Source organism: Citrobacter sp. JUb117 (genome assembly GCF_024809055.1).
GTDB classification, from domain to species: domain Bacteria; phylum Pseudomonadota; class Gammaproteobacteria; order Enterobacterales; family Enterobacteriaceae; genus Citrobacter; species Citrobacter gillenii.
Map to the genome: position 1 here is coordinate 17,253 of NZ_JANUFB010000001.1, position 19,541 is coordinate 36,793.

The window sequence follows — 19,541 nt, forward strand, 5'->3', positions numbered from 1 at the left end:
GGACAATTTACGCTACAAAGGAATGAATCATGGAAACAATTGATGAGTGGGAACATATACGAGAGTTATTGCGTAGTACTGTGCTTCTCCAGGAAGGTTATCAGCAAGCAAAGAAACGATATTCAAGTAGAATTGCCCCTGACTTTAATTTATTTCGATTCTTTCATATAAATGAAAATACGCTTTCTAAATGCCTGGCATTTCTTCTGAGGCCCGATGAAAGTCATGCTCAGGGTGATCTATTTATCAGTAGTTTCTATCAATTAATAGAGAAACCAGAAAATTTTGTACCTGACAAGAAAGCTCAGGTATTTACCGAATTTACTATTTCTGGCAGCAGAAGAATTGACATATTGATTGTGGATCAAAACGAGTTAACAGGTATTGAAAATAAGCCTTGGGCGATCGATCAAAAAGATCAACTTCACGATTATGCTCACTGGTTAGCTGCGGAAGCGCAGCGGCGAGGAATTGGCTGGTCTTTGATATATCTCTGCAATAATGAGATGAGTGAGTTTACTTTTCACTCTCAGTCATCAGACGAGATAAAAAACTATGTAAAACCCATCACTTTCTTCCAATTGGAAAGGTGGCTTTCAGATTGTGCGTTACGCGTAGAGGCACCTGCGGTGCGCTGTTTTGTCGATGCTTTACTAAAATTTATTCGTGAAGATATTAATGGAGAAACTGCTATGGAATTGCAAAGTGAATTAACAGAAAAACTGGTCGCGTCCCCCCAAAACCTAAGCGCAGCATTTTTAATTGCTCAGAATATGCGTCAGGTTAAAGAACGCCTGTGGAAAGATTTTATCTTGTATCTGCGTCAGCAATTGTCACCATTTGGCATCAATGTCGATATGAATGATGCGTTGCGCTCGGGCAGTAAATACGCATCATTTTCGATGTTATTTAAAGAAGGTGATGATTTTAAATTATGCTGGGAATTTGAGACAAGCGATTATCGAAATCTGGCCTATGGGATCTGCTTAACCAACGAGACAAACGAAAAGTTTCATCACGATGTCTTTCCTGCAATAGCTAAAGCCATGTGCCAAATTTACCCTGAAGTCGACGCTGAAGTCGATGCTAAAGCTGAAAGTGAAGGGTGCTGGCCCTGGTGGTGCTATGTCGATGAAGGAATGAATGTTCCACGTAACTGGACAATGGAGTCAGATGCCTGGACATTGCTACTTGAACGTGGCGAAGGTAGCTTTGCGCAATCAGTAATCAGTATTGCAACACGTATCCATGACGAGATTGACTTATCTTTGTTCAGGGCTTCTCACTAAAATCTAAGTGAATAGTATTTGCAAGCTTCAGGAAATTTTAAACCAATAAGAACGGGAGCTGATTCGCTCCCGTATGTATGGTCTTTTGTCGGCATGTCACCGCACTACAAGCACCGGGCATTTTGCGTGGCGCACCACGGCGGAGGCCGTTGAACCCAGCAGATAAGTGCTAAAACCCGGCTTATGCGAACCGATGATGACGAGTTCTGCATCTACCGCTTCCGCTAACTTTAAGATCTGATCTTTAGGCGGGCCGTAAACGACGTGCAGTTCCGTCCTGCCGGCAGGAATGTTGAATTGTTTAACAATCTCTTGCAGCTTTTCGGTGGCCTTAGCTTGAATGCCACTTCTGTCCGGGAATTCATTGGAGTAGGCCAGTCCCAGTGATGCGTAGAATGGGACAGTAGGGATAACGGCTAAAAAATGGACCTTTGCGGTTTTTGCGTGCGCCTTGACCTGTGGGATCACCTGACGCGTTACATCGGTTTCAGAGATATCAATCGGCACCAGAATAGAACGATACATATTCACCACCTCTTGTTTGTTATACCGCTAATCTGAGTGTAGTGAAGGCTATTTCTGTATGATAAGTGACCAGATCAAGGTTGTGTGTATCAATCAATATTGATGTGAATAATGTGATGAATGTTCAATATCATTTTGACGATCTTTATGTTCATATTCGCTGTGCTCACTCAGCCAGAACAATCACATCTCCCGTTGCTGGCGCGTCTGTTCCGGGCAGCCAAAAACGTCCCCACGAACCGGTGCAATGACAGCCGAGCAACTTTTCGGGCTTTTGTTGACGGAGAAACCGACGCGTTTTCCACAATTTTTGCGGCGACGCCGCGCGTAAATGAAAGCCGCCGATCAGGGCGTAGATCTTGGTGGTGCCCGTAATGTTTTGACAATGGCGGACGATGTTCTCTATTCCTCGATGCCCGCAGCCGGTAATAATGATCAGTCCGCGCTCAGACTGATAAATCAATACGCCTTCGTCGGTGATGTAATCCGGTTGGGGTGTTTGCTCCTGAATAACGCCGTAAGCCTGTGGCGTCGGCACGTTTATTTCTCCGGACCACAGAAAGCGCTCACTAATCGGGAATGGCTCGCGGGTATAGGTCATATGCAGGCGAGAGTAATCATTCTCGCGTGATAATTTTTTGATTTTTTGGCTATATCCGGCAACGGTGATTGCAGAATAACGCTCGCAGGCAATGTGCGGATGGCAGATGACGTGCGTATTATCCGCCAGCCACGGCACGCCGCCACAGTGATCGTAATGCCCGTGCGAGAGTACCACGGCGGTAAGTTGAGATAGGTCAACGCCCATTCTCGCGGCATTCAGCTTAAAGCTGTCATCCGGCCCGGTATCAAACAAAACAGAGGTTGTTTCATCCTGGACGAACAGGCTTAACCCAGGGGCTGCCTGCAATGATTTGTCAGCACCGGCAGCGCGCGTGTTTTCAAGCAATACCGTAAGGGTTAAAGCCATACCAGACTCCGGCGTTAAAGCATCATACTGTAACGCACAGAAGGTAAGAGCGCTGTGATCTCAGCGCTCTTCGGGGCTACTCAGCGGCGATAGTACTGGTCGTTGTCGTCGTCATGGCGGTGGTGATGTCGCCAGGCGTGCTGGTTTTCTCTGTCTTCCTGCTCCTGGCGTTTATGCTCTTTATCGCGTTTGGATTCACGATTCTTGTGGTTAGCAATCGCCGTGGCTACCGCTGCAGCGCCTACACCTGCGGCTGCGGCAGACAGGTACGGATGCTCAGCACAGCCTGCCAGGCTGGCCATGATTACCAGTGCAGATATCAGTTTTTTCATTGTGGTGTCATCCGTTATTCACGCACAATCTTGCCAGCGTTACCGGCGTCGCTATCGTTCCAGCTACCGCGGCCGTTCGCTTTCAGGGTGTAAGTGGCATACCCCACGCGGAAGGTCATCGTATCTTTATAGGTATTCACATCGCGTACTTCATTGCCGTTGATGTAAACGCCGGAATCTTCTACGTGAATATCAACGCTGCGTTGACCGTTTTCAAATTTAGCCACGTAATTACCGGTGAACTTACCGTCGATACCGGCCTGGTCATGATTATCCTGATTACCGCTGTTCTGGCGGTCTTCATCATGACGATGATGGCGCTGATGATGGTTTTCCGCATTGTCGATAAACCCCTGATCGCGGTTCCACTCATAGGATTTATTCACATCGCAACCGTTGAGTTCACTCATTTGTGTACAGCCTGAGCGTTCATATTTTTTCTGTATCGCCGGGGTAATGGCGCATGCAGTTGTCGCGGTTGTCAGACCCAGAACAAAGATGGCCAGCAGACGTTTATTCATTCTGTTACTCACTATCATCATTAAATTTATTTATAGGAATATTGATTTTATTGCTGTCATGTTTATGACGAAGAAAGTTTCCCATTAAATATTAACGGTGCATACCAGGGGGATTCCTAATTTATATTTTCTGAGGGCGTTAAATTATGGTGGTATACAACATAATACGTAGGTATTTTACGTATTGTATACAATTCATTTATTATTCTGGAGGTTGTTTAATTTTTGATGTGCGATTTAATGGAATATTAATATTGACATTAATCGAGGAGAGAAAGAATGAAGGAGGTAATGAGAAATGCAGACTTATTGAACAATAAGCCTGCGTGTGTGACTCAGTCAATGCTGGCAATGCTTTGTTCTACAAGATTTTCCAGTTTTTTTAGTGCCTGAATAGCATGCGTATCCAGCCCGTATTTCTCCAGCGTTTCGACCGGATGAAAACCGACCCAAACCAGCCCGTCCGGTTGCTGGCTAATTAATACTCTGAAGGGTAAGTCGAGCGCTAATTCTGGATGCTGCAACATTAGAGCAGTACCCCCTTTGGGGTTACCAAAAATAAGTACCGTAGTGGGTGGAAGTATTAATTCCACCTCGGCAGCAGCTTTGGCATGATCAAACTCGCCAAATAAAACAAGGCCATGTGATTTTATGTTGGCCAGCAGGCGCTGACGTGTTTGCTGAAAATCAAAGGCGCTGAATAGCTTATTCATGGAATTTCCATCCGTAATGGGAGAGTGGTGTTATTCATCCAGAATAGTACATGAGTTATCCCTGCGCGGGGATCTGTTGGCGATGTTTTTCTGCCTGTTGCTGATGTGAAAACGCATGACCGTTATTCATTGACTCATGTACAACCATTGCTTTTTCATGCTCATCCATTTGTGAAAATGACGGCGCAACGGCCTTAGTGGACTGACTATTACGTGCTTGCGTCTGATGTGCCTGCACCATTTTCTGATGGGCAGGGGCATCGCTATTATTCATCATGTCATGGGCCATCGCCGCCTGTTGATGGGTATCAACACTTTCTGCGGCATTCACGCCAGCTGAGATAAAAAATGCAATAGCAAAAAAAGAAGACATCTTGTTCATCATATTTCTCCAGTAGGGGTTTACGGAAGAAATGATAATAAGCAGGTGCGCTCAGCGAGGTGACAGAATTATGACGGTTACGTCAGAGAATCAATAAAAATGCCAGCAGGTCAGCGGATGGCACATTCGTGCCACCCTGCAGGGCTAATTTGCGTGTTTTGGCAGTGTCAGAATAAAGCGGGTGGCGCGGGTGTCAGAGGTGACCGCCACCTTTCCCTGATGGGCCGCGACAATTGATTTCACAATCGCCAGGCCAATGCCGCTCCCTTCACCTTTACGCTGTCGTGACGGGTCCACGCGGTAGAAACGGTCGAACAGTCGCGGCAGATGCTCCGCGGCGATGGGCGTGCCGGGATTCTCGACAATAATGTGTACCTGTTCGTCCGCCTCTTTTACCCGTACGGTCACCGACTGGCCCTTGGGAGTGTAACGCATGGCGTTCGACAGCAAATTGCTCAGGGCTCTGCGCAGCATTAACGGATCGCCAGACACCCAGCATGCGCGGCCCTCAAAGCGTAAACTCACCTCGCGCTCTTCTGCCCACGCCTCGAAAAAGTCAAACACCTTACCGACCTCATCCGCCAGGTTGAGTGCCGTCTTTTCCGGGATCAATTGATTATTGTCCGCCTGTGCCAGGAACAGCATGTCGCTCACCATCTTCGACATTCGGCCAAACTCTTCGAGATTAGAATAGAGCACATCTTCCAGCTCTTTCTGGCTACGGGGCTGGCTAAGTGCGATTTCCGTTTGGGTGACCAGATTGGTGATGGGGGTGCGGATCTCATGGGCAATATCCGCTGAGAAATTAGACTGGCGTTTAAACACATCCTCGATGCGTTCGATCATATGGTTAAACGACCCGACCAGCTGCTCCAGCTCTATCGGTACGGCCTGGGGATCGAGGCGGACATCGAGATTCTTGGAGGTAATGTTCTGGATACGGCGACTGACGTTACGGATCGGTTCATGACCTTTATAGACGGCGAACAATACGATGAAAATAATCATCATGCTGATCAGCGATGCCGTCATAATCAGCTTGTTTTTCAGATCGTTAATATAGTGCAGATGAAAGTCTATTGATAACGCCATATACAGCGTCCAGGCCGGTTTGCCGTCCGCTAACTGGCCTACCGGCAAACGAATCATGCGCCAGTTGGAGGGCGTGTTTTCTCCGTGATCGTGATTTTGCGTGCGTAGCATGGGGCCGGAGATTAAAAAGACATTATTATTACCGGCGTTTTTATCCGGTTTCGCATGGGTAATAAACTGACGCAGATCCGGCGCACCAGGTGAATGGAAAATGGCTTTTTGGTTAGCATCTTCCAGTGAAATAATAACGTTAGAGTAACCGGAAACCACGTTTTTTAAGATTTCCAGCCGCCGGGATTCCGGTTCGTTGGGTTGATTAAGGATCCGTTCCAGCGTGGTGCTGATCTCTCTTAAATCGTTGATATCCTGCTCGGCAAAATGGACTTTCACCGAGTGGATCATTATCCAGGCGAAGGCGAAAAACGAAGCGATGGTTGCCAGGCTGATAAAAAAGGTCAGTCGCGTGGCCAGCGAAAAAGGGCGCTGCAGGCGTTTAATAGCCATCCGGTACCTCAAGCATATATCCCACACCGCGTACGGTCTGAATCAGCTTCGGTTCAAAGTCATTATCAATTTTGGCACGCAGGCGCTTTACGGCGACGTCAATCGCATTGGTGTCGCTGTCAAAATTCATGTCCCAGACCTGTGAGGCAATCAGCGAGCGGGGTAATACTTCCCCTTGATGGCGCAGGAAAAACTCGAGCAGCGTAAATTCTTTGCTGGTAAGGGTAATGCGGGTGCCACTGCGGGTGACTTTTCGGCTGACCAGATCAACCATTAAATCCGCAACCTGAAACTGACTTTCGACAATCACTGCCGCGCCACGGCGCAGCAGCGTTCTGACCCGAGCCAGCAGTTCGGCAAAGGCGAAGGGTTTCACCAGATAATCATCCGCCCCCAGTTCCAGGCCTTTGACCCGGTGTTCAATCGTGCCCAGCGCGGTAAGGAGAAGAATCGGCATGCCTTTGTTAGCGCTGCGCAACATACGCACGATATCCCAACCGTTCACGTCAGGCAGCATGATGTCGAGGATGATCAGGTCATAATCGCCGGTCATGGCCAGGTGATACCCGTTCAGGCCGTTATCCGCCAAATCGACAACAAAACCGGCTTCCGTCAGGCCCTTCGTCAGGTATTCGCCGGTTTTTTTCTCATCTTCGACGACCAAAATCTTCATCACATTCTCCTTCACCCACTGGCTGTGCGGGTTTCAATTCTAGAGAAGCGGGATCGGATAGCAATGAGTTATTGGGAAAATGACAGCTTTGTCATTTTCCTGTCACCGCTTAAACAGAGTCGATTCGGTAAGGTGCACGGTAATAAATTCACATTCCAGTCCGGTTTGGACGAAAAGAACTATGTGCAAATTTAAGCTTCTTACTCTCAGCGTTGTTTTTATTCTGGCCGGTTGTTCGCTGGCGCCGGAGTATCAGCGTCCGGCAATGCCGATACCGCAGCAATTTTCGTTGAGCCAGAATGCGCTGGTACCGGCACCACAGGGATACCAGGATACGGGCTGGCGCACCTTTTTCGTTGATGATCAGGTGAAAGCGCTGATTGGCGAGGCATTGCTGAATAACCGTGATCTGCGCATGGCCACCCTCAAGGTTCAGGAAGCGCGAGCACAATATGGGGTGACGGATGCAGACCGCTATCCGCAGCTTAATGCTGGCTCCAGCGGTACCTATAGCGGCAAATTTAAAGGCGAAACCAGCACGCAGAAAGAATTTGAGGCCGGACTGAATCTCAGTTTCGATTTGGATTTCTTCGGCCGCCTGAAAAATATGAGTGAAGCCGAACGACAGAATTTCTTTGCCAGTGAAGAAGCGCGTCGGGCGGTGCATATCTTATTAATTTCCAACGTCTCGCAAAGTTATTTCAACCAGCGACTGGCTTACGCGCAGCTGAAAATTGCCGAAGAGACGCTGCAAAACTATCAGCGTTCATACGCTTTTGTTGAGAAACAACTGTTAACCGGTAGCACCAACGTGCTGGCGCTGGAACAGGCGCGGGGCGTAATTGAAAGCACGCGCGCCGATATCGCCAAACGTAAAGGCGAACTGGCGCAGGCGAATAATGCGCTGCAACTGTTGCTTGGCTCCTACGGGAAATTACCGGATGACCGGGCACGTAGCCACGGTGATATCAACGCGGTGACGCTGCCGCCGTCGCTGCCATCGCAAATACTGCTTCAGCGACCGGATATTTTAGAAGCCGAGCATGCATTAATGGCGGCAAATGCCAACATCGGTGCTGCACGGGCGGCCTTTTTCCCGTCCATTACTCTCACCAGTTCGCTATCGGGTAGCAGCAGTGACCTCTCCAGCTTATTTAATGCCGCCAGCGACATGTGGAATTTCGTACCCAAAATCGATATTCCGATTTTTAACGCCGGACGTAATCAGTCAAACCTCGATTTGGCCGAAATTCGTCAGCAGCAGTCGGTGGTGAATTACGAACAAAAAATCCAGAACGCGTTTAAAGAAGTGGCGGATGCGCTGGTGTTGCGCCAAAGCCTGGCAGATCAAATTACCGCTCAGCAGCGCTATCTGGACTCTTTGCAAATCACGCTGCAACGCGCCAGAGCGCTCTATCAACATGGTGCGGTGAGTTATATCGAAGTACTGGATGCAGAGCGTTCTTTATTCGCTACCCGGCAATCACTGCTCGATCTTAATTACGACCAGCAGGTTAATGAAATTAAGCTGTTTGCTGCCTTAGGCGGCGGCTGGGTTGAATGATATTTAATTATAAATTCTCAGGAGTATATGACATGAAAAGTACCGCTAAAGCCGCTTTGTTTACTGTGTTGTCTGTGGTCATGTTTAACGCTCAGGCCAATGAGCATCAGCATGGCGAGATGATGAATATGCAGCCCGCTACCCAGCAGGAGCAAGTCATCAGCGCCACGGGCGTGATTGAATCTATTGATATGGCGAGCAAAAAAATCACCATCAAGCACGAACCTATTCCGGCGGTGAACTGGCCTGCGATGACCATGCGATTTACGCTGGTCCCGGAAACGAAGGCTGATGATATTAAGCCCGGCGATAAGGTCGCCTTTACCTTTGTTCAACAGGGAAATCTCTCTGTATTACGTGATATTCACGTCAGTCAATAACGCAGTCGCAGGTCTCTTTTATTCTCACCCGTTTTCTCTGAACGCGGGTGAGACACTCGCGCAATGGAAATCACTATGGCGTCTTTAAATATTAAAAATACCGCGCTTATTCTTGCCAGCATGATTGTCGGTGGGGTTATTGCCGTCGGTATCTATCCTTATTTGTCATCAGCAAACGTCCCGACCGACAGTGGCCCCGATGCGCAAAAAGAAGCGCGTAAAGTCCTGTTCTGGTATGACCCGATGTATCCGAATACCCGTTTTGATAAGCCGGGTAAATCGCCGTTTATGGATATGGATCTGATCCCGAAATATGCCGATGAAGAGACCGCGAGCGACGCCGCCGCAGGGGTGCGAATCGATCCGACGCAAACCCAAAATCTGGGGCTAAAAACCGAGGCTGTACGTCGTGGACCGCTGCAGTATGCACAAACGTTCCCGGCCAACGTTAGCTATAACGAATATCAGTTTGTGATTGTGCAAGCCCGCTCAGCGGGATTTATCGAAAAAGTGTATCCGCTGACCGTTGGCGATAAAATTAAGCAAGGCGCGCCGCTGATTGATCTGACCATCCCCGACTGGGTTGAAGCGCAGAGCGAATATCTTCTGCTGCGCGAGACCGGCGGTACCGCCACTCAAGTCGACGGTATTCTCGAAAGATTGCGTCTGGCCGGGATGCCCGAACAGGACATCCAGCGCTTAAAATCGACGCGGAAAATTCAAACCCGCTTCACCCTGCGCGCGCCCATCGATGGGGTGATCACCGCCTTTGATTTGCGCACCGGCATGAACATTTCGAAAGATAACGTGGTAGCAAAAATTCAGGGCATGGATCCGGTGTGGGTCAGCGCATCGGTCCCGGAGTCTATCGCCTGGCTGATTAAAGACGCCTCGCAGTTTGCGATCACCGTACCCGCCTGGCCGGATAAAACATTCACCATCAGCAAGTGGAGTATTTTGCCGAGCGTGGATGCCACGACGCGTACCCTCCAGTTACGTTTGCAGGTCGAAAACCCTGACGAGGCACTCAAGCCGGGGATGAATGCTTACCTCAAGCTGAAAACACAAAGTGAGCCGATGCTGCTGATCCCGTCCAAAGCGCTGATTGATACGGGCAGCGAGCAGCGGGTGATCACCGTGGATAACGACGGACGCTTTGTGCCGAAGCAGGTTGCCGTATTCCATGAATCTCAGGGGCTAACGGCTATCCGCTCCGGTCTGACGGAAGGTGAGAAGGTGGTCTCCAGCGGCCTGTTCCTGATTGATTCCGAGGCGAATATCGCCGGGGCGTTGGACCGCATGCGCGCCCGGAAGAGTGGGACGCCAGACGCCGCGGCTATGCCCGCAATGCCGACCCCGGCGACCCATTCACACTGAGGATATAACACATGATTGAATGGATTATTCGCCGCTCAGTGGCTAACCGTTTTCTGGTGATGATGGGGGCGTTGTTCCTCAGTATTTGGGGAACATGGACCATTATCAACACCCCAGTAGATGCACTGCCGGATCTCTCTGATGTGCAGGTGATTATTAAAACCAGCTATCCGGGACAAGCGCCACAAATCGTTGAGAATCAGGTCACTTATCCTCTGACCACCACCATGCTGTCGGTGCCTGGTGCGAAAACGGTGCGCGGTTTCTCGCAGTTTGGTGACTCTTACGTGTATGTCATTTTTGAAGACGGCACCGACCCTTACTGGGCACGCTCCCGCGTATTGGAATATCTCAACCAGGTGCAGGGAAAACTGCCCGCAGGCGTCAGCGCGGAAATGGGGCCAGATGCCACCGGCGTCGGCTGGATCTTTGAATATGCGCTGGTGGACCGCAGCGGCAAACACGATTTGGCCGAACTGCGTTCTCTGCAGGACTGGTTTTTAAAGTATGAGTTGAAAACGATTCCCAATGTCGCAGAAGTGGCGTCGGTAGGCGGCGTGGTCAAAGAGTACCAGGTGGTTATCGACCCGATGAAGCTGACGCAATACGGTATCAGCCTGGCTGAGGTGAAATCGGCGCTGGATGCGTCTAACCAGGAGGCGGGTGGCTCATCCGTGGAGATGGCGGAAGCGGAATACATGGTGCGTGCCAGCGGGTATCTGCAAACCCTCGATGACTTCAATACTATTGTGCTGAAATCCGGGGCTGACGGTGTGCCGGTTTACCTGCGCGATGTTGCCCGCGTGCAAATTGGACCGGAAATGCGCCGTGGCATCGCCGAACTGAATGGTGAAGGCGAAGTGGCTGGCGGCGTGGTGATCCTGCGCTCGGGTAAAAATGCACGTGACGTAATCTCCGCCGTCAAAGCCAAACTTGAGACGCTGAAAAGCAGCCTGCCGGAAGGCGTTGAGGTAGTTACAACATACGATCGCAGTCAGCTTATCGACCGCGCGATTGATAACCTGAGCTACAAGTTGCTGGAAGAGTTTATCGTTGTGGCGCTGGTGTGTGCGCTGTTCCTGTGGCATATCCGCTCGGCGCTGGTCGCCATTATTTCCCTGCCGCTGGGGCTGTGTATTGCGTTTATTGTGATGCATTTCCAGGGACTGAACGCCAACATTATGTCGCTTGGCGGCATCGCCATTGCTGTAGGGGCGATGGTTGATGCCGCGATTGTGATGATTGAGAACGCGCATAAGCGGCTGGAAGAGTGGGCGCATCAGCATCCGGGAGAAAAGCTGGATAACGCCACGCGCTGGCAGGTGATCACCAACGCCTCGGTGGAAGTGGGACCGGCGCTATTCATCAGTTTGCTGATTATTACCCTGTCGTTTATCCCTATTTTCACCCTTGAGGGGCAGGAAGGGCGACTGTTTGGCCCGCTGGCGTTCACCAAAACCTATGCCATGGCTGGGGCCGCATTGCTGGCGATTGTGGTGATCCCAATCCTGATGGGATTCTGGATCCGCGGCACGATCCCGGCGGAAAGCAGTAACCCGCTTAACCGTTTTCTGATCCGCATTTATCATCCGCTGTTGCTGAAGGTGCTGCACTGGCCGAAGGCCACCCTGCTGGTGGCGGTGTTGTCGATCCTGACGGTTATTTTCCCGCTCAATAAAGTCGGCGGCGAGTTCTTACCGCAGATCAACGAAGGTGACCTGCTGTATATGCCGTCGACCCTGCCGGGGATCTCGGCGGCGCAGGCGGCGGATATGCTGCAAAAAACCGACAAGCTGATCATGACCGTGCCGGAAGTGGCGCGGGTATTTGGTAAAACCGGTAAGGCCGAAACCGCCACCGATTCCGCGCCGCTGGAAATGGTTGAAACCACCATCCAGTTGAAACCGCAGGATCAGTGGCGTCCGGGGATGACGATGGACAAAATCATCGAGGAACTGGATAAAACGGTCCGGCTGCCGGGCCTGGCGAACCTGTGGGTACCGCCGATTCGTAACCGCATCGACATGCTGTCTACCGGGATCAAAAGTCCAATCGGGATTAAGGTCTCGGGTACCGTGCTGGCGGACATTGACGCCACGGCAGAGCAAATCGAAGAGGTGGCGAGGACCGTGCCGGGCGTCGCGTCTGCGCTGGCGGAACGTCTGGAAGGCGGGCGCTATCTCAGCGTCGATATTCAACGTGAAAAGGCCGCGCGTTATGGCATGACCGTAGGTGATGTACAGCTGTTCATTACCTCGGCAGTCGGCGGCGCGATGGTGGGCGAAACGGTGGAAGGGATTGCCCGCTATCCGATCAATCTTCGCTACCCGCAAAGCTATCGCGACAGTCCGGAAGCGTTACGACAATTGCCGGTCCTGACGCCCATGAAGCAACAAATCACGCTGGCGGATGTGGCGGATGTGAAGGTTGTTTCAGGTCCGTCGATGTTGAAAACCGAGAACGCACGCCCGACCAGCTGGATCTACATCGATGCCCGCGATCGTGACATGGTCTCGGTGGTAAACGATCTGAAAAAAGCGATTGCCGAAAATGTCCAGCTAAAACCGGGGACCAGTGTGGCGTTTTCGGGCCAGTTTGAGCTGCTTGAACGCGCCAGCCATAAGCTCAAACTGATGGTGCCGATGACGCTGATGATCATCTTCGTGCTGCTGTATCTGGCTTTCCGTCGTTTTGGTGAAGCGTTGCTGATTATCACCAGCGTGCCGTTCGCACTGGTGGGTGGGATCTGGTTCCTCTACTGGATGGGGTTCCATATGTCGGTGGCGACCGGCACCGGATTCATTGCGCTGGCAGGTGTTGCCGCCGAGTTTGGCGTGGTGATGTTGATGTATTTGCGCCACGCCATTGAGGCGGAGCCCGCGCTGGAAAATCCGCAGACCTTTACGGTGGCTAAGCTGGATGAGGCGCTGTATCACGGGGCGGTGCTTCGCGTGCGCCCCAAAGCGATGACCGTGGCGGTGATTATTGCCGGCCTGCTGCCGATTTTATGGGGTACCGGGGCCGGGTCGGAGGTGATGAGCCGGATTGCCGCCCCGATGATTGGCGGTATGATCACCGCGCCGCTGCTGTCGCTGTTTATCATTCCGGCGGCGTATAAGCTGATGTGGCTGCACCGCCATCGTTCGCAGAAATAACGCCTGAATAGCGTTGCGCCGGAGAACGTAATACGGCGCAACGCTATTTTTCCAGCGCCTTGACCCGCTTTCTGTACTCACCCGGCGTGCAGCCGTATTCACGCAGAAAGACTTTGTGAAACGATGATTCGCTGGCATAGCCCACCGCCTCAGCAATCACGATCAACGGCCGTGAATCACGCGCTAACATCTGGGCGGCGAATTGCAGACGCAATGTGGTTAAGACCGCGAGCGGCGTGGAGTTTGAGACTTCACGAAACAGTTGCGCGAAGCTGGCCCGCGACATATGCGCGCGCTGCGCCAGCTCTTCGACAGTCCACGGATGAGCGGGCAACTCAAGCATCAGGTTAGCGATAACCCCCAGTTTGGGATGCAGCAGCAGATTCAACATGTTTTTACCTGGTGCGGCCCGTGTCAGCCACTCGCGTACAGCAAGGGTAAACAACGTGGCGCATTGCTGGCTGCATACCACCTCAGAACCTGGCAGCGTGCTCATTGATTCCCGTTGCAGCAGTTCAATCATGGCTCTCAGCCACTGACCAACAGGGCTATTTTCCTCGGGGGCCAGAATGAGCAATTCCGGCAGTGCGGTTAAAAAATAGCGTGAAGATGCCTGCAACCGTAGGCTTCCGCAGACGAGATGCGTTTGTTCCTCGCCTGACTGGCACAGCCGGTGGGCGGAGTTTTGTGCCAGCATAACCACTGTGCCAGGATGCAGCGTGTAGGACGAGCCGTCCGGGAGATCAAGCTGAGCCGCACCCTGAGTTACCGTATGCCAGCGAATAACCGACAGCTCTCCCGCAGCATGTGGCAACTGCCAGTCTCTGCTCAACAAGCAGTTTTTATCAATAGACCCCTGCGGGTCATTAAGCGTTAATAATCGGCTAAGCGCGTCCATAAAGACTCCTGAACAATTTTATACCCTTAGGGAGATATCGCCATTATCGCTATAATTTTATATTAAAATAATACCATCAAATGGTTAGTTGGTAATATGGTTTGTGCTTTCACAAATTTGCATATTTCACTTTAGACGATTTGACATAAATAAGCGCGTTATGGATACGCTGTTTATGTTCGTCAGTCCTTATACTTCGGGTTAACAAATGAACAGTGATTTTGCAAAGAGGCAGTATGAATCAGTATCAGGCGATCATTATTGGTTTTGGCAAAGCAGGTAAAACGCTGGCGGCGACGCTGGCAAAAGCAGACTGGAAGGTGGCGATTATTGAGCAGTCCAACACCATGTATGGCGGGACATGTATCAATATCGGCTGTATACCCACTAAAACGCTGGTGCATGATGCCGAAATGCAGCATGACTTTGCCGCCGCAATGCAACGCAAAACAGATGTTGTTCGCTTTCTGCGTGATAAAAACTTCCATAACCTTGTCGGTCTGGACAATGTCGATGTGATTGAAGGGCGCGCTGAGTTTGTTGACAACCATACTGTGCGGGTCATCCAGGCGACCGGCACGCGTGAACTCCGCGGCGAGAAGATTTTCATTAATACCGGTGCGCAGTCGACGATGCCTGATATTAAAGGATTATCCAGCACACCTGGCGTATTCGACAGCACTGGATTGCTGAATCTGGCGCAGCGTCCTCAGCGGTTGGGGATTTTGGGCGGCGGGTACATTGGCGTGGAATTCGCGTCCATGTTTGCCAATTTTGGAAGCAAGGTCACTATCTTTGAAGCCGCGCCGCTATTTTTACCGCGTGAAGACCGGGATGTCGCTGATGCCATTGCCCGCATTTTGCGCGACAAAGGTGTCGAGCTGATTCTGAACGCCAATGTACACTCTGTATCGTCCCAGGACGGTGCGGTACAGATACAGATGCCAGAAGAGACGCATTCGGTGGACGCGCTACTGATCGCCTCGGGGTGTAAACCGGCAACGGAAGCACTGCAACTGAAAAATGCTGGCGTGGACGTCAACGAGCGGGGCGGAATTATCGTGAATAGATATCTGCGCACCTCGGCAGATAATATCTGGGCCATGGGCGACGTGACTGGCGGATTGCAATTTACCTATATCTCGCTGGATGATTTCCGCATTGTGCGCGACAGTTTATTGGGAGAAGGGTTGCGCAACACCGGCGACCGCCAGAATGTGCCGTATTCCGTGTTTATGACACCGCCGCTTTCTCGCGTGGGGATGAGCGAAGAGCAGGCCAGAGCCAGCGGGGCGGAGGTTCAGATCGTGACGTTACCCGTTACGGCGATCCCGCGGGCTCGGGTGATGGATGATACGCGCGGTATGCTCAAAGCCGTGGTTGATGTGAATACCCAACGGATATTAGGTGTCTCGCTATTGTGTGTAGATTCACATGAAATGATTAATATCGTTAAAACCGTTATGGATGCCGGATTACCCTATACCGTTTTACGTGACCAAATATTTACCCACCCGAGCATGAGCGAATCATTAAACGATCTATTCGCATTAGTTAAATAATAAAACGCTGTGTCTGCCTTTTTGCCCCACCCGTGTGGGGCTTTTTTTATGCGTGTAGCACAGTACCTAAATAATACGTATGAACAGTTATTCTGGCGTTACGGATGGCAATAAATAGAATGTGTGAGTTTATTATATTAACACTGAATTGACTGGTTAATGGAAATAGAAATGAATATGTTGAAAGCAACTTTACTGATGACCTCTTTACTGACTGCACCTGTCACGTTTTCCGCGCTGGCGCAGTCGCCAACCGAAATTGCCCACGTTAGCGTGTCAGCCGTCTCCGCCGCGCCTTCTGTGATTGAGGAGGCCATTGCAAAGCTGGCGCAGGAGAAACAGGCATCATCGTGGAAAATCACCTCAATGCGTATTGACAGCAGCACTTACGCTACGGCGATTTTGTACAAGTAAGGGCGGTTGGTATGGAAAAATATCTTCGCTTACTGGGCAAGGCCGATCGCATCGGATTAACCCTGATTCGCCTGAGCATCGCCATTGTGTTTATCTGGATTGGATTATTAAAATTCGTTCCATACGAAGCCGACAGTATTACGCCATTCGTGGCCAACAGTCCGCTAATGTCATTTTTTTATGAACATCCGCAAGAGTATCAGCAGCATTTGACGCATGAAGGGGAATTTAAACCGCAGGAGCGGGAATGGCAAGCAGCGAATAATACCTACAGCTTCTCTAATGGACTGGGCGTGGTTGAGATAATTATTGCCTTGTTGGTGCTGGCAAATCCGCTCAGCCGCAGGTTGGGATTAATCGGCGGGATTCTGGCATTCGCCACACCGATTGTCACCCTGTCTTTTTTAATCACCACGCCGGAAGCATGGGTTATGCCGCTAGGCGATCTGCACCACGGTTTCCCGTATTTATCGGGGGCCGGGCGGCTAGTGTTAAAAGATACATTAATGCTGGCGGGTGCAGTAATGATTATTGCGGATTCAGCTCGGACCCTCGTTAAGCAGCAGTACTGATTTTCTCACGTTGTACCCTCTGTAAGATAGTATGCCACTAGAGTTTAATACGGTAATTACCGGAGCCAGCATGATGCTGGCTTTTTTTTGCCATAAGCTAAATTCGTTATCCCCAAACCCCTGCTGAAAACGTCTTGTTATTCTTTTTTGTTATGCTTGTTGCGCAACTTCGCGTGGTTTTAGACTTCACTTCAGCTAGAATTAACCCGTATCAAACGTTTTTACATATCAATAAAACATTAAAGATAGTTAAAAACTTAAATTTTTATCAACAGTTTGACATGGAATCCACTAAGGTAATTAAGCGCCAGGAGTGGATGCTGATTTCGTGTTTTTGTCTGCGAACAAGACCGGAACATTTCTTAAATATGGAAATAAGGGTTTGAGAATGAGCTTTGGATTAGCAAAGGACAACAAGTTTGAAATCATAGCGATCCTGCGCGAAGAGTTGCACAAGAAGACTAAACTGGAAGTCTTATGTGAAAACAACAGCGTTATCACACAGTTAGAAAAGATTGATTTCGAGCGCTTTGTGCTTTCTCCGCACAAAGACATCGTTCCTGAAAAGGTCCAATACTTCATCCTGCACAGTGATAGCGGGATTGTTAAATTTAGCGCCAGATACGAACAGGCGTCCGCAGGTGATGCGCAAGCAGGGTTGTCGTACCTTATCCCGGATATGATTTTCTTTGCGCAACAGCGACAAAATCAGCGTTTCTCCTTCCTCAAGGGCTATGATTTTTTCTGTTCTGGTCGTTACAAAAACGGCGAAAATTACTCACTGAAGATTAAAAATATTTCTCAGGGGGGCTGCGCATTAATCGTTAAGGATGTGAATGCACGATTCCTTTATAAAGATGCGGTTATTAAAGGTGCCACCCTGGATTTTGATGTGTTTGGCAGTTTACTGCTTGATCTCAAAGTGATTGATGTCGTCATGATCAATGAGTTTGATGATGATAATCAGTTGTACTCCTGCTACCAGATATCGTGCGAGTTTGACTATAAGAACCGTCGTGAAGAGGCGGAAGTCGAGAAAATAATCATCAAATTTTTAATGAGTAATAAGATTCGAAGTTTATAAGGAACGGTGAACAGGATGTTGATGTGCGGCACTGATAATTTTGTGGGCAGCGGTATGTTCGCCTATCTGACAAGTAAACATATCCCTATCAAAACATTCCCGTTTGAGGATATGTTGCAGCAATCATCATTGTGCCAACATCAAACAATGGTTTTTAATATCATTAACAATGAACAACCGTGTTCTGCAATTGTGCAGTTTTTGAATAAAAACCGATTTAAATTTTATAATAACGTTATTGTCATTGTCGCTGACAGTTTGGTGGCGAAATTATGTGTTGAGTTATTATATGTGGAAAAGACCATTGTCCTGACGGAAAAGTCATCACTGCGTGATTTTGGACAACTGGCTACGCTGGCGGTTGGGAAATGGAATCCCCGACTGTATCGGTCGCAGAAAAGGCTCACGGAAAGAGAACAGCAGATCCTCAATCTGTTGGTAAGTGGTTATACTGCCAGAGAAATTTCTGAATTAGTCAGTTTGAATTATAAAACGATTCAAGCGCACAAGATGCGGGTCGTTACGAAACTGGGACTGGCCAATACCTCTGATTTAAATAAATTAATTATTAGGTTTACCCATAGCTTGTCTTTTTTACCCTGATCTGAATATTCTTTTCTGATGTGAAATACGTAAAAGTAGATACAATTTGGGAGTGATTTCGACTGGTTTTTGTTGTGGTGATGGGGGGGGAAGGGGTGTGTTAGATTCCAGTGATGTGCTAACGGCGCTTGAAAAAGCATTCAATACCAGTCAGCTTTATATGGTTTATCAACCTATTTTTAACTTACAAACCCACACTATTAGTGGGTTTGAAGCGTTAATGCGTTGGAATAGCCCACAGATGGGCATGATCTCCCCTGATGTTTTTATTACGGTGCTGGAAAATAGCGGCAATATATTTTCCATAGAGGAGATGGTAAGCAACCCTCCATGGGACATTGCCGCCTCCTGGCCAGACCCTCTTTCTCTCTCTGTTAATATTTCTGCCCTTGAATTCTGCGATCCACTGCTCCCACAACGTGTCAGACAAAATCTCGCCGCCAGTGGACTACCTGCTCATCGATGCCAAATAGAGATCACGGAAACGTCGCCGCTGTGCGACAGCCAGATAGCCGCTAAAAACATGACAGAACTGAAGGCGATTGGGGTGAAGCTGGCGCTTGATGATTTTGGTACCGGGCACGCGAACCTTAATTATCTGCTGAAGTATCCGTTTGATACCTTAAAGATTGATAAAGAATTTGTTGCAGGCATCGAGCCCGATACCCGATCGGCAAAGATCGTTGAGGGTATTATTACATTAGCGCACAATTTTGGCATTGAAGTGCTGGCTGAAGGGGTAGAAACCCATGCCCAGTTAGAACGTTTGACGCTGATTGGCTGCGATAAAATTCAGGGTTTTTTTATCTCTCCTCCGGTGATGGCCGAAGACATTCCCGCACTGTTAACCCAATTTAGCCGTTAATCACTCTCTCCCTGGGCTATAACGCCTTTTCCTGATGGAGGCGCACGCGCGTTATCCGGACAACCG

The 19,541-nt window shown here is 49.6% G+C and carries 20 protein-coding genes; 11 read left to right on the plus strand and 9 right to left on the minus strand.

Annotated features, from left to right (window positions below):
• Positions 1–29 precede the first annotated feature (29 nt).
• Complete coding sequence (locus M2374_RS00105) at positions 30–1,289, plus strand: PD-(D/E)XK nuclease family protein (RefSeq protein WP_181688395.1); 1,260 nt, start codon at positions 30–32, stop codon at positions 1,287–1,289.
• Positions 1,290–1,385: 96 nt separating this feature from the next.
• Here M2374_RS00105 and uspF read toward each other — a convergent pair whose 3' ends face one another.
• From uspF to cusR, 8 genes are all read right to left on the minus strand, one after another.
• Complete coding sequence (gene uspF, locus M2374_RS00110; protein WP_181688394.1) at positions 1,386–1,814, minus strand: universal stress protein UspF; 429 nt, start codon at positions 1,812–1,814, stop codon at positions 1,386–1,388.
• 166 nt (positions 1,815–1,980) lie between these two features.
• Positions 1,981–2,784: an MBL fold metallo-hydrolase gene (locus tag M2374_RS00115; protein ID WP_181688393.1), complete on the minus strand. Its 804-nt coding sequence runs from the start codon at positions 2,782–2,784 to the stop codon at positions 1,981–1,983.
• 80 nt (positions 2,785–2,864) lie between these two features.
• Positions 2,865–3,116 (minus strand): membrane lipoprotein lipid attachment site-containing protein, encoded by a 252-nt coding sequence (locus M2374_RS00120; protein WP_096757980.1) that lies wholly within the window; start codon positions 3,114–3,116, stop codon positions 2,865–2,867.
• A gap of 14 nt (positions 3,117–3,130) precedes the next feature.
• The gene (locus tag M2374_RS00125; protein ID WP_181688392.1) at positions 3,131–3,637 is read right to left on the minus strand and encodes a hypothetical protein; all 507 of its coding nucleotides are present in this window, start codon (positions 3,635–3,637) and stop codon (positions 3,131–3,133) included.
• Positions 3,638–3,972: 335 nt separating this feature from the next.
• Positions 3,973–4,350: a DUF302 domain-containing protein gene (locus tag M2374_RS00130; protein WP_117342171.1), complete on the minus strand. Its 378-nt coding sequence runs from the start codon at positions 4,348–4,350 to the stop codon at positions 3,973–3,975.
• A gap of 55 nt (positions 4,351–4,405) precedes the next feature.
• Positions 4,406–4,732, minus strand: coding sequence for a copper-binding protein (locus M2374_RS00135; RefSeq protein WP_181507044.1), 327 nt, complete (start codon positions 4,730–4,732; stop codon positions 4,406–4,408).
• A 144-nt stretch (positions 4,733–4,876) separates the two neighbouring features.
• Entirely contained in the window at positions 4,877–6,328 is a 1,452-nt protein-coding gene (locus M2374_RS00140) for a Cu(+)/Ag(+) sensor histidine kinase (protein WP_117342173.1), read from the minus strand.
• Entirely contained in the window at positions 6,318–7,001 is a 684-nt protein-coding gene (cusR, locus tag M2374_RS00145) for a copper response regulator transcription factor CusR (protein ID WP_096757976.1), read from the minus strand. Before cusR ends, M2374_RS00140 begins: the two co-directional genes overlap by 11 nt.
• A gap of 181 nt (positions 7,002–7,182) precedes the next feature.
• Between cusR and M2374_RS00150 the strand changes: the two genes are divergently transcribed.
• From M2374_RS00150 to M2374_RS00165, 4 genes are all read left to right on the plus strand, one after another.
• Entirely contained in the window at positions 7,183–8,565 is a 1,383-nt protein-coding gene (locus M2374_RS00150; RefSeq protein ID WP_181688391.1) for an efflux transporter outer membrane subunit, read from the plus strand.
• Between the two features lie 32 nt (positions 8,566–8,597).
• Positions 8,598–8,945, plus strand: a complete 348-nt coding sequence (gene cusF, locus M2374_RS00155; protein WP_115259162.1) for a cation efflux system protein CusF — start codon at positions 8,598–8,600, stop codon at positions 8,943–8,945.
• A 75-nt stretch (positions 8,946–9,020) separates the two neighbouring features.
• The gene (locus M2374_RS00160; RefSeq protein WP_117342175.1) at positions 9,021–10,322 is read left to right on the plus strand and encodes an efflux RND transporter periplasmic adaptor subunit; all 1,302 of its coding nucleotides are present in this window, start codon (positions 9,021–9,023) and stop codon (positions 10,320–10,322) included.
• An 11-nt stretch (positions 10,323–10,333) separates the two neighbouring features.
• Positions 10,334–13,477: a CusA/CzcA family heavy metal efflux RND transporter gene (locus M2374_RS00165; RefSeq protein ID WP_174360612.1), complete on the plus strand. Its 3,144-nt coding sequence runs from the start codon at positions 10,334–10,336 to the stop codon at positions 13,475–13,477.
• Between the two features lie 43 nt (positions 13,478–13,520).
• On the opposite strand, the gene rclR is transcribed toward M2374_RS00165, so the two are convergent.
• Positions 13,521–14,375 (minus strand): reactive chlorine-specific transcriptional regulator RclR, encoded by an 855-nt coding sequence (rclR, locus tag M2374_RS00170; RefSeq protein ID WP_181688390.1) that lies wholly within the window; start codon positions 14,373–14,375, stop codon positions 13,521–13,523.
• A 236-nt stretch (positions 14,376–14,611) separates the two neighbouring features.
• Between rclR and rclA the strand changes: the two genes are divergently transcribed.
• The 6 genes from rclA to M2374_RS00200 all read left to right on the plus strand — a co-directional run bounded on the left by rclA (position 14,612) and on the right by M2374_RS00200 (position 19,475).
• Entirely contained in the window at positions 14,612–15,937 is a 1,326-nt protein-coding gene (rclA, locus tag M2374_RS00175; protein WP_181688389.1) for a reactive chlorine resistance oxidoreductase RclA, read from the plus strand.
• A 177-nt stretch (positions 15,938–16,114) separates the two neighbouring features.
• Entirely contained in the window at positions 16,115–16,351 is a 237-nt protein-coding gene (rclB, locus tag M2374_RS00180; protein WP_170973021.1) for a reactive chlorine resistance periplasmic protein RclB, read from the plus strand.
• An 11-nt stretch (positions 16,352–16,362) separates the two neighbouring features.
• A complete protein-coding gene (gene rclC, locus M2374_RS00185) occupies positions 16,363–16,923 on the plus strand; it encodes a reactive chlorine resistance membrane protein RclC (RefSeq protein WP_115259157.1) in 561 nt (186 codons plus the stop codon).
• A gap of 388 nt (positions 16,924–17,311) precedes the next feature.
• Complete coding sequence (locus tag M2374_RS00190; protein ID WP_115259155.1) at positions 17,312–18,007, plus strand: flagellar brake protein; 696 nt, start codon at positions 17,312–17,314, stop codon at positions 18,005–18,007.
• A 21-nt stretch (positions 18,008–18,028) separates the two neighbouring features.
• Positions 18,029–18,610 (plus strand): LuxR family transcriptional regulator, encoded by a 582-nt coding sequence (locus M2374_RS00195; protein ID WP_170973020.1) that lies wholly within the window; start codon positions 18,029–18,031, stop codon positions 18,608–18,610.
• A 97-nt stretch (positions 18,611–18,707) separates the two neighbouring features.
• Positions 18,708–19,475, plus strand: coding sequence for a bifunctional diguanylate cyclase/phosphodiesterase (locus M2374_RS00200; protein WP_146717199.1), 768 nt, complete (start codon positions 18,708–18,710; stop codon positions 19,473–19,475).
• Positions 19,476–19,541 lie beyond the last annotated feature (66 nt).

What these genes read in the sequence shown, in the direction of transcription:
- M2374_RS00105 (WP_181688395.1), top strand. Translation starts at nt 30, where the DNA reads ATGGAAACAATTGATGAGTGGGAACATATACGAGAGTTATTGCGTAGT.
- uspF (WP_181688394.1), bottom strand. Translation starts at nt 1,814, where the DNA reads ATGTATCGTTCTATTCTGGTGCCGATTGATATCTCTGAAACCGATGTA.
- M2374_RS00115 (WP_181688393.1), bottom strand. Translation starts at nt 2,784, where the DNA reads ATGGCTTTAACCCTTACGGTATTGCTTGAAAACACGCGCGCTGCCGGT.
- M2374_RS00120 (WP_096757980.1), bottom strand. Translation starts at nt 3,116, where the DNA reads ATGAAAAAACTGATATCTGCACTGGTAATCATGGCCAGCCTGGCAGGC.
- M2374_RS00125 (WP_181688392.1), bottom strand. Translation starts at nt 3,637, where the DNA reads ATGAATAAACGTCTGCTGGCCATCTTTGTTCTGGGTCTGACAACCGCG.
- M2374_RS00130 (WP_117342171.1), bottom strand. Translation starts at nt 4,350, where the DNA reads ATGAATAAGCTATTCAGCGCCTTTGATTTTCAGCAAACACGTCAGCGC.
- M2374_RS00135 (WP_181507044.1), bottom strand. Translation starts at nt 4,732, where the DNA reads ATGAACAAGATGTCTTCTTTTTTTGCTATTGCATTTTTTATCTCAGCT.
- M2374_RS00140 (WP_117342173.1), bottom strand. Translation starts at nt 6,328, where the DNA reads ATGGCTATTAAACGCCTGCAGCGCCCTTTTTCGCTGGCCACGCGACTG.
- cusR (WP_096757976.1), bottom strand. Translation starts at nt 7,001, where the DNA reads ATGAAGATTTTGGTCGTCGAAGATGAGAAAAAAACCGGCGAATACCTG.
- M2374_RS00150 (WP_181688391.1), top strand. Translation starts at nt 7,183, where the DNA reads ATGTGCAAATTTAAGCTTCTTACTCTCAGCGTTGTTTTTATTCTGGCC.
- cusF (WP_115259162.1), top strand. Translation starts at nt 8,598, where the DNA reads ATGAAAAGTACCGCTAAAGCCGCTTTGTTTACTGTGTTGTCTGTGGTC.
- M2374_RS00160 (WP_117342175.1), top strand. Translation starts at nt 9,021, where the DNA reads ATGGCGTCTTTAAATATTAAAAATACCGCGCTTATTCTTGCCAGCATG.
- M2374_RS00165 (WP_174360612.1), top strand. Translation starts at nt 10,334, where the DNA reads ATGATTGAATGGATTATTCGCCGCTCAGTGGCTAACCGTTTTCTGGTG.
- rclR (WP_181688390.1), bottom strand. Translation starts at nt 14,375, where the DNA reads ATGGACGCGCTTAGCCGATTATTAACGCTTAATGACCCGCAGGGGTCT.
- rclA (WP_181688389.1), top strand. Translation starts at nt 14,612, where the DNA reads ATGAATCAGTATCAGGCGATCATTATTGGTTTTGGCAAAGCAGGTAAA.
- rclB (WP_170973021.1), top strand. Translation starts at nt 16,115, where the DNA reads ATGTTGAAAGCAACTTTACTGATGACCTCTTTACTGACTGCACCTGTC.
- rclC (WP_115259157.1), top strand. Translation starts at nt 16,363, where the DNA reads ATGGAAAAATATCTTCGCTTACTGGGCAAGGCCGATCGCATCGGATTA.
- M2374_RS00190 (WP_115259155.1), top strand. Translation starts at nt 17,312, where the DNA reads ATGAGCTTTGGATTAGCAAAGGACAACAAGTTTGAAATCATAGCGATC.
- M2374_RS00195 (WP_170973020.1), top strand. Translation starts at nt 18,029, where the DNA reads ATGTGCGGCACTGATAATTTTGTGGGCAGCGGTATGTTCGCCTATCTG.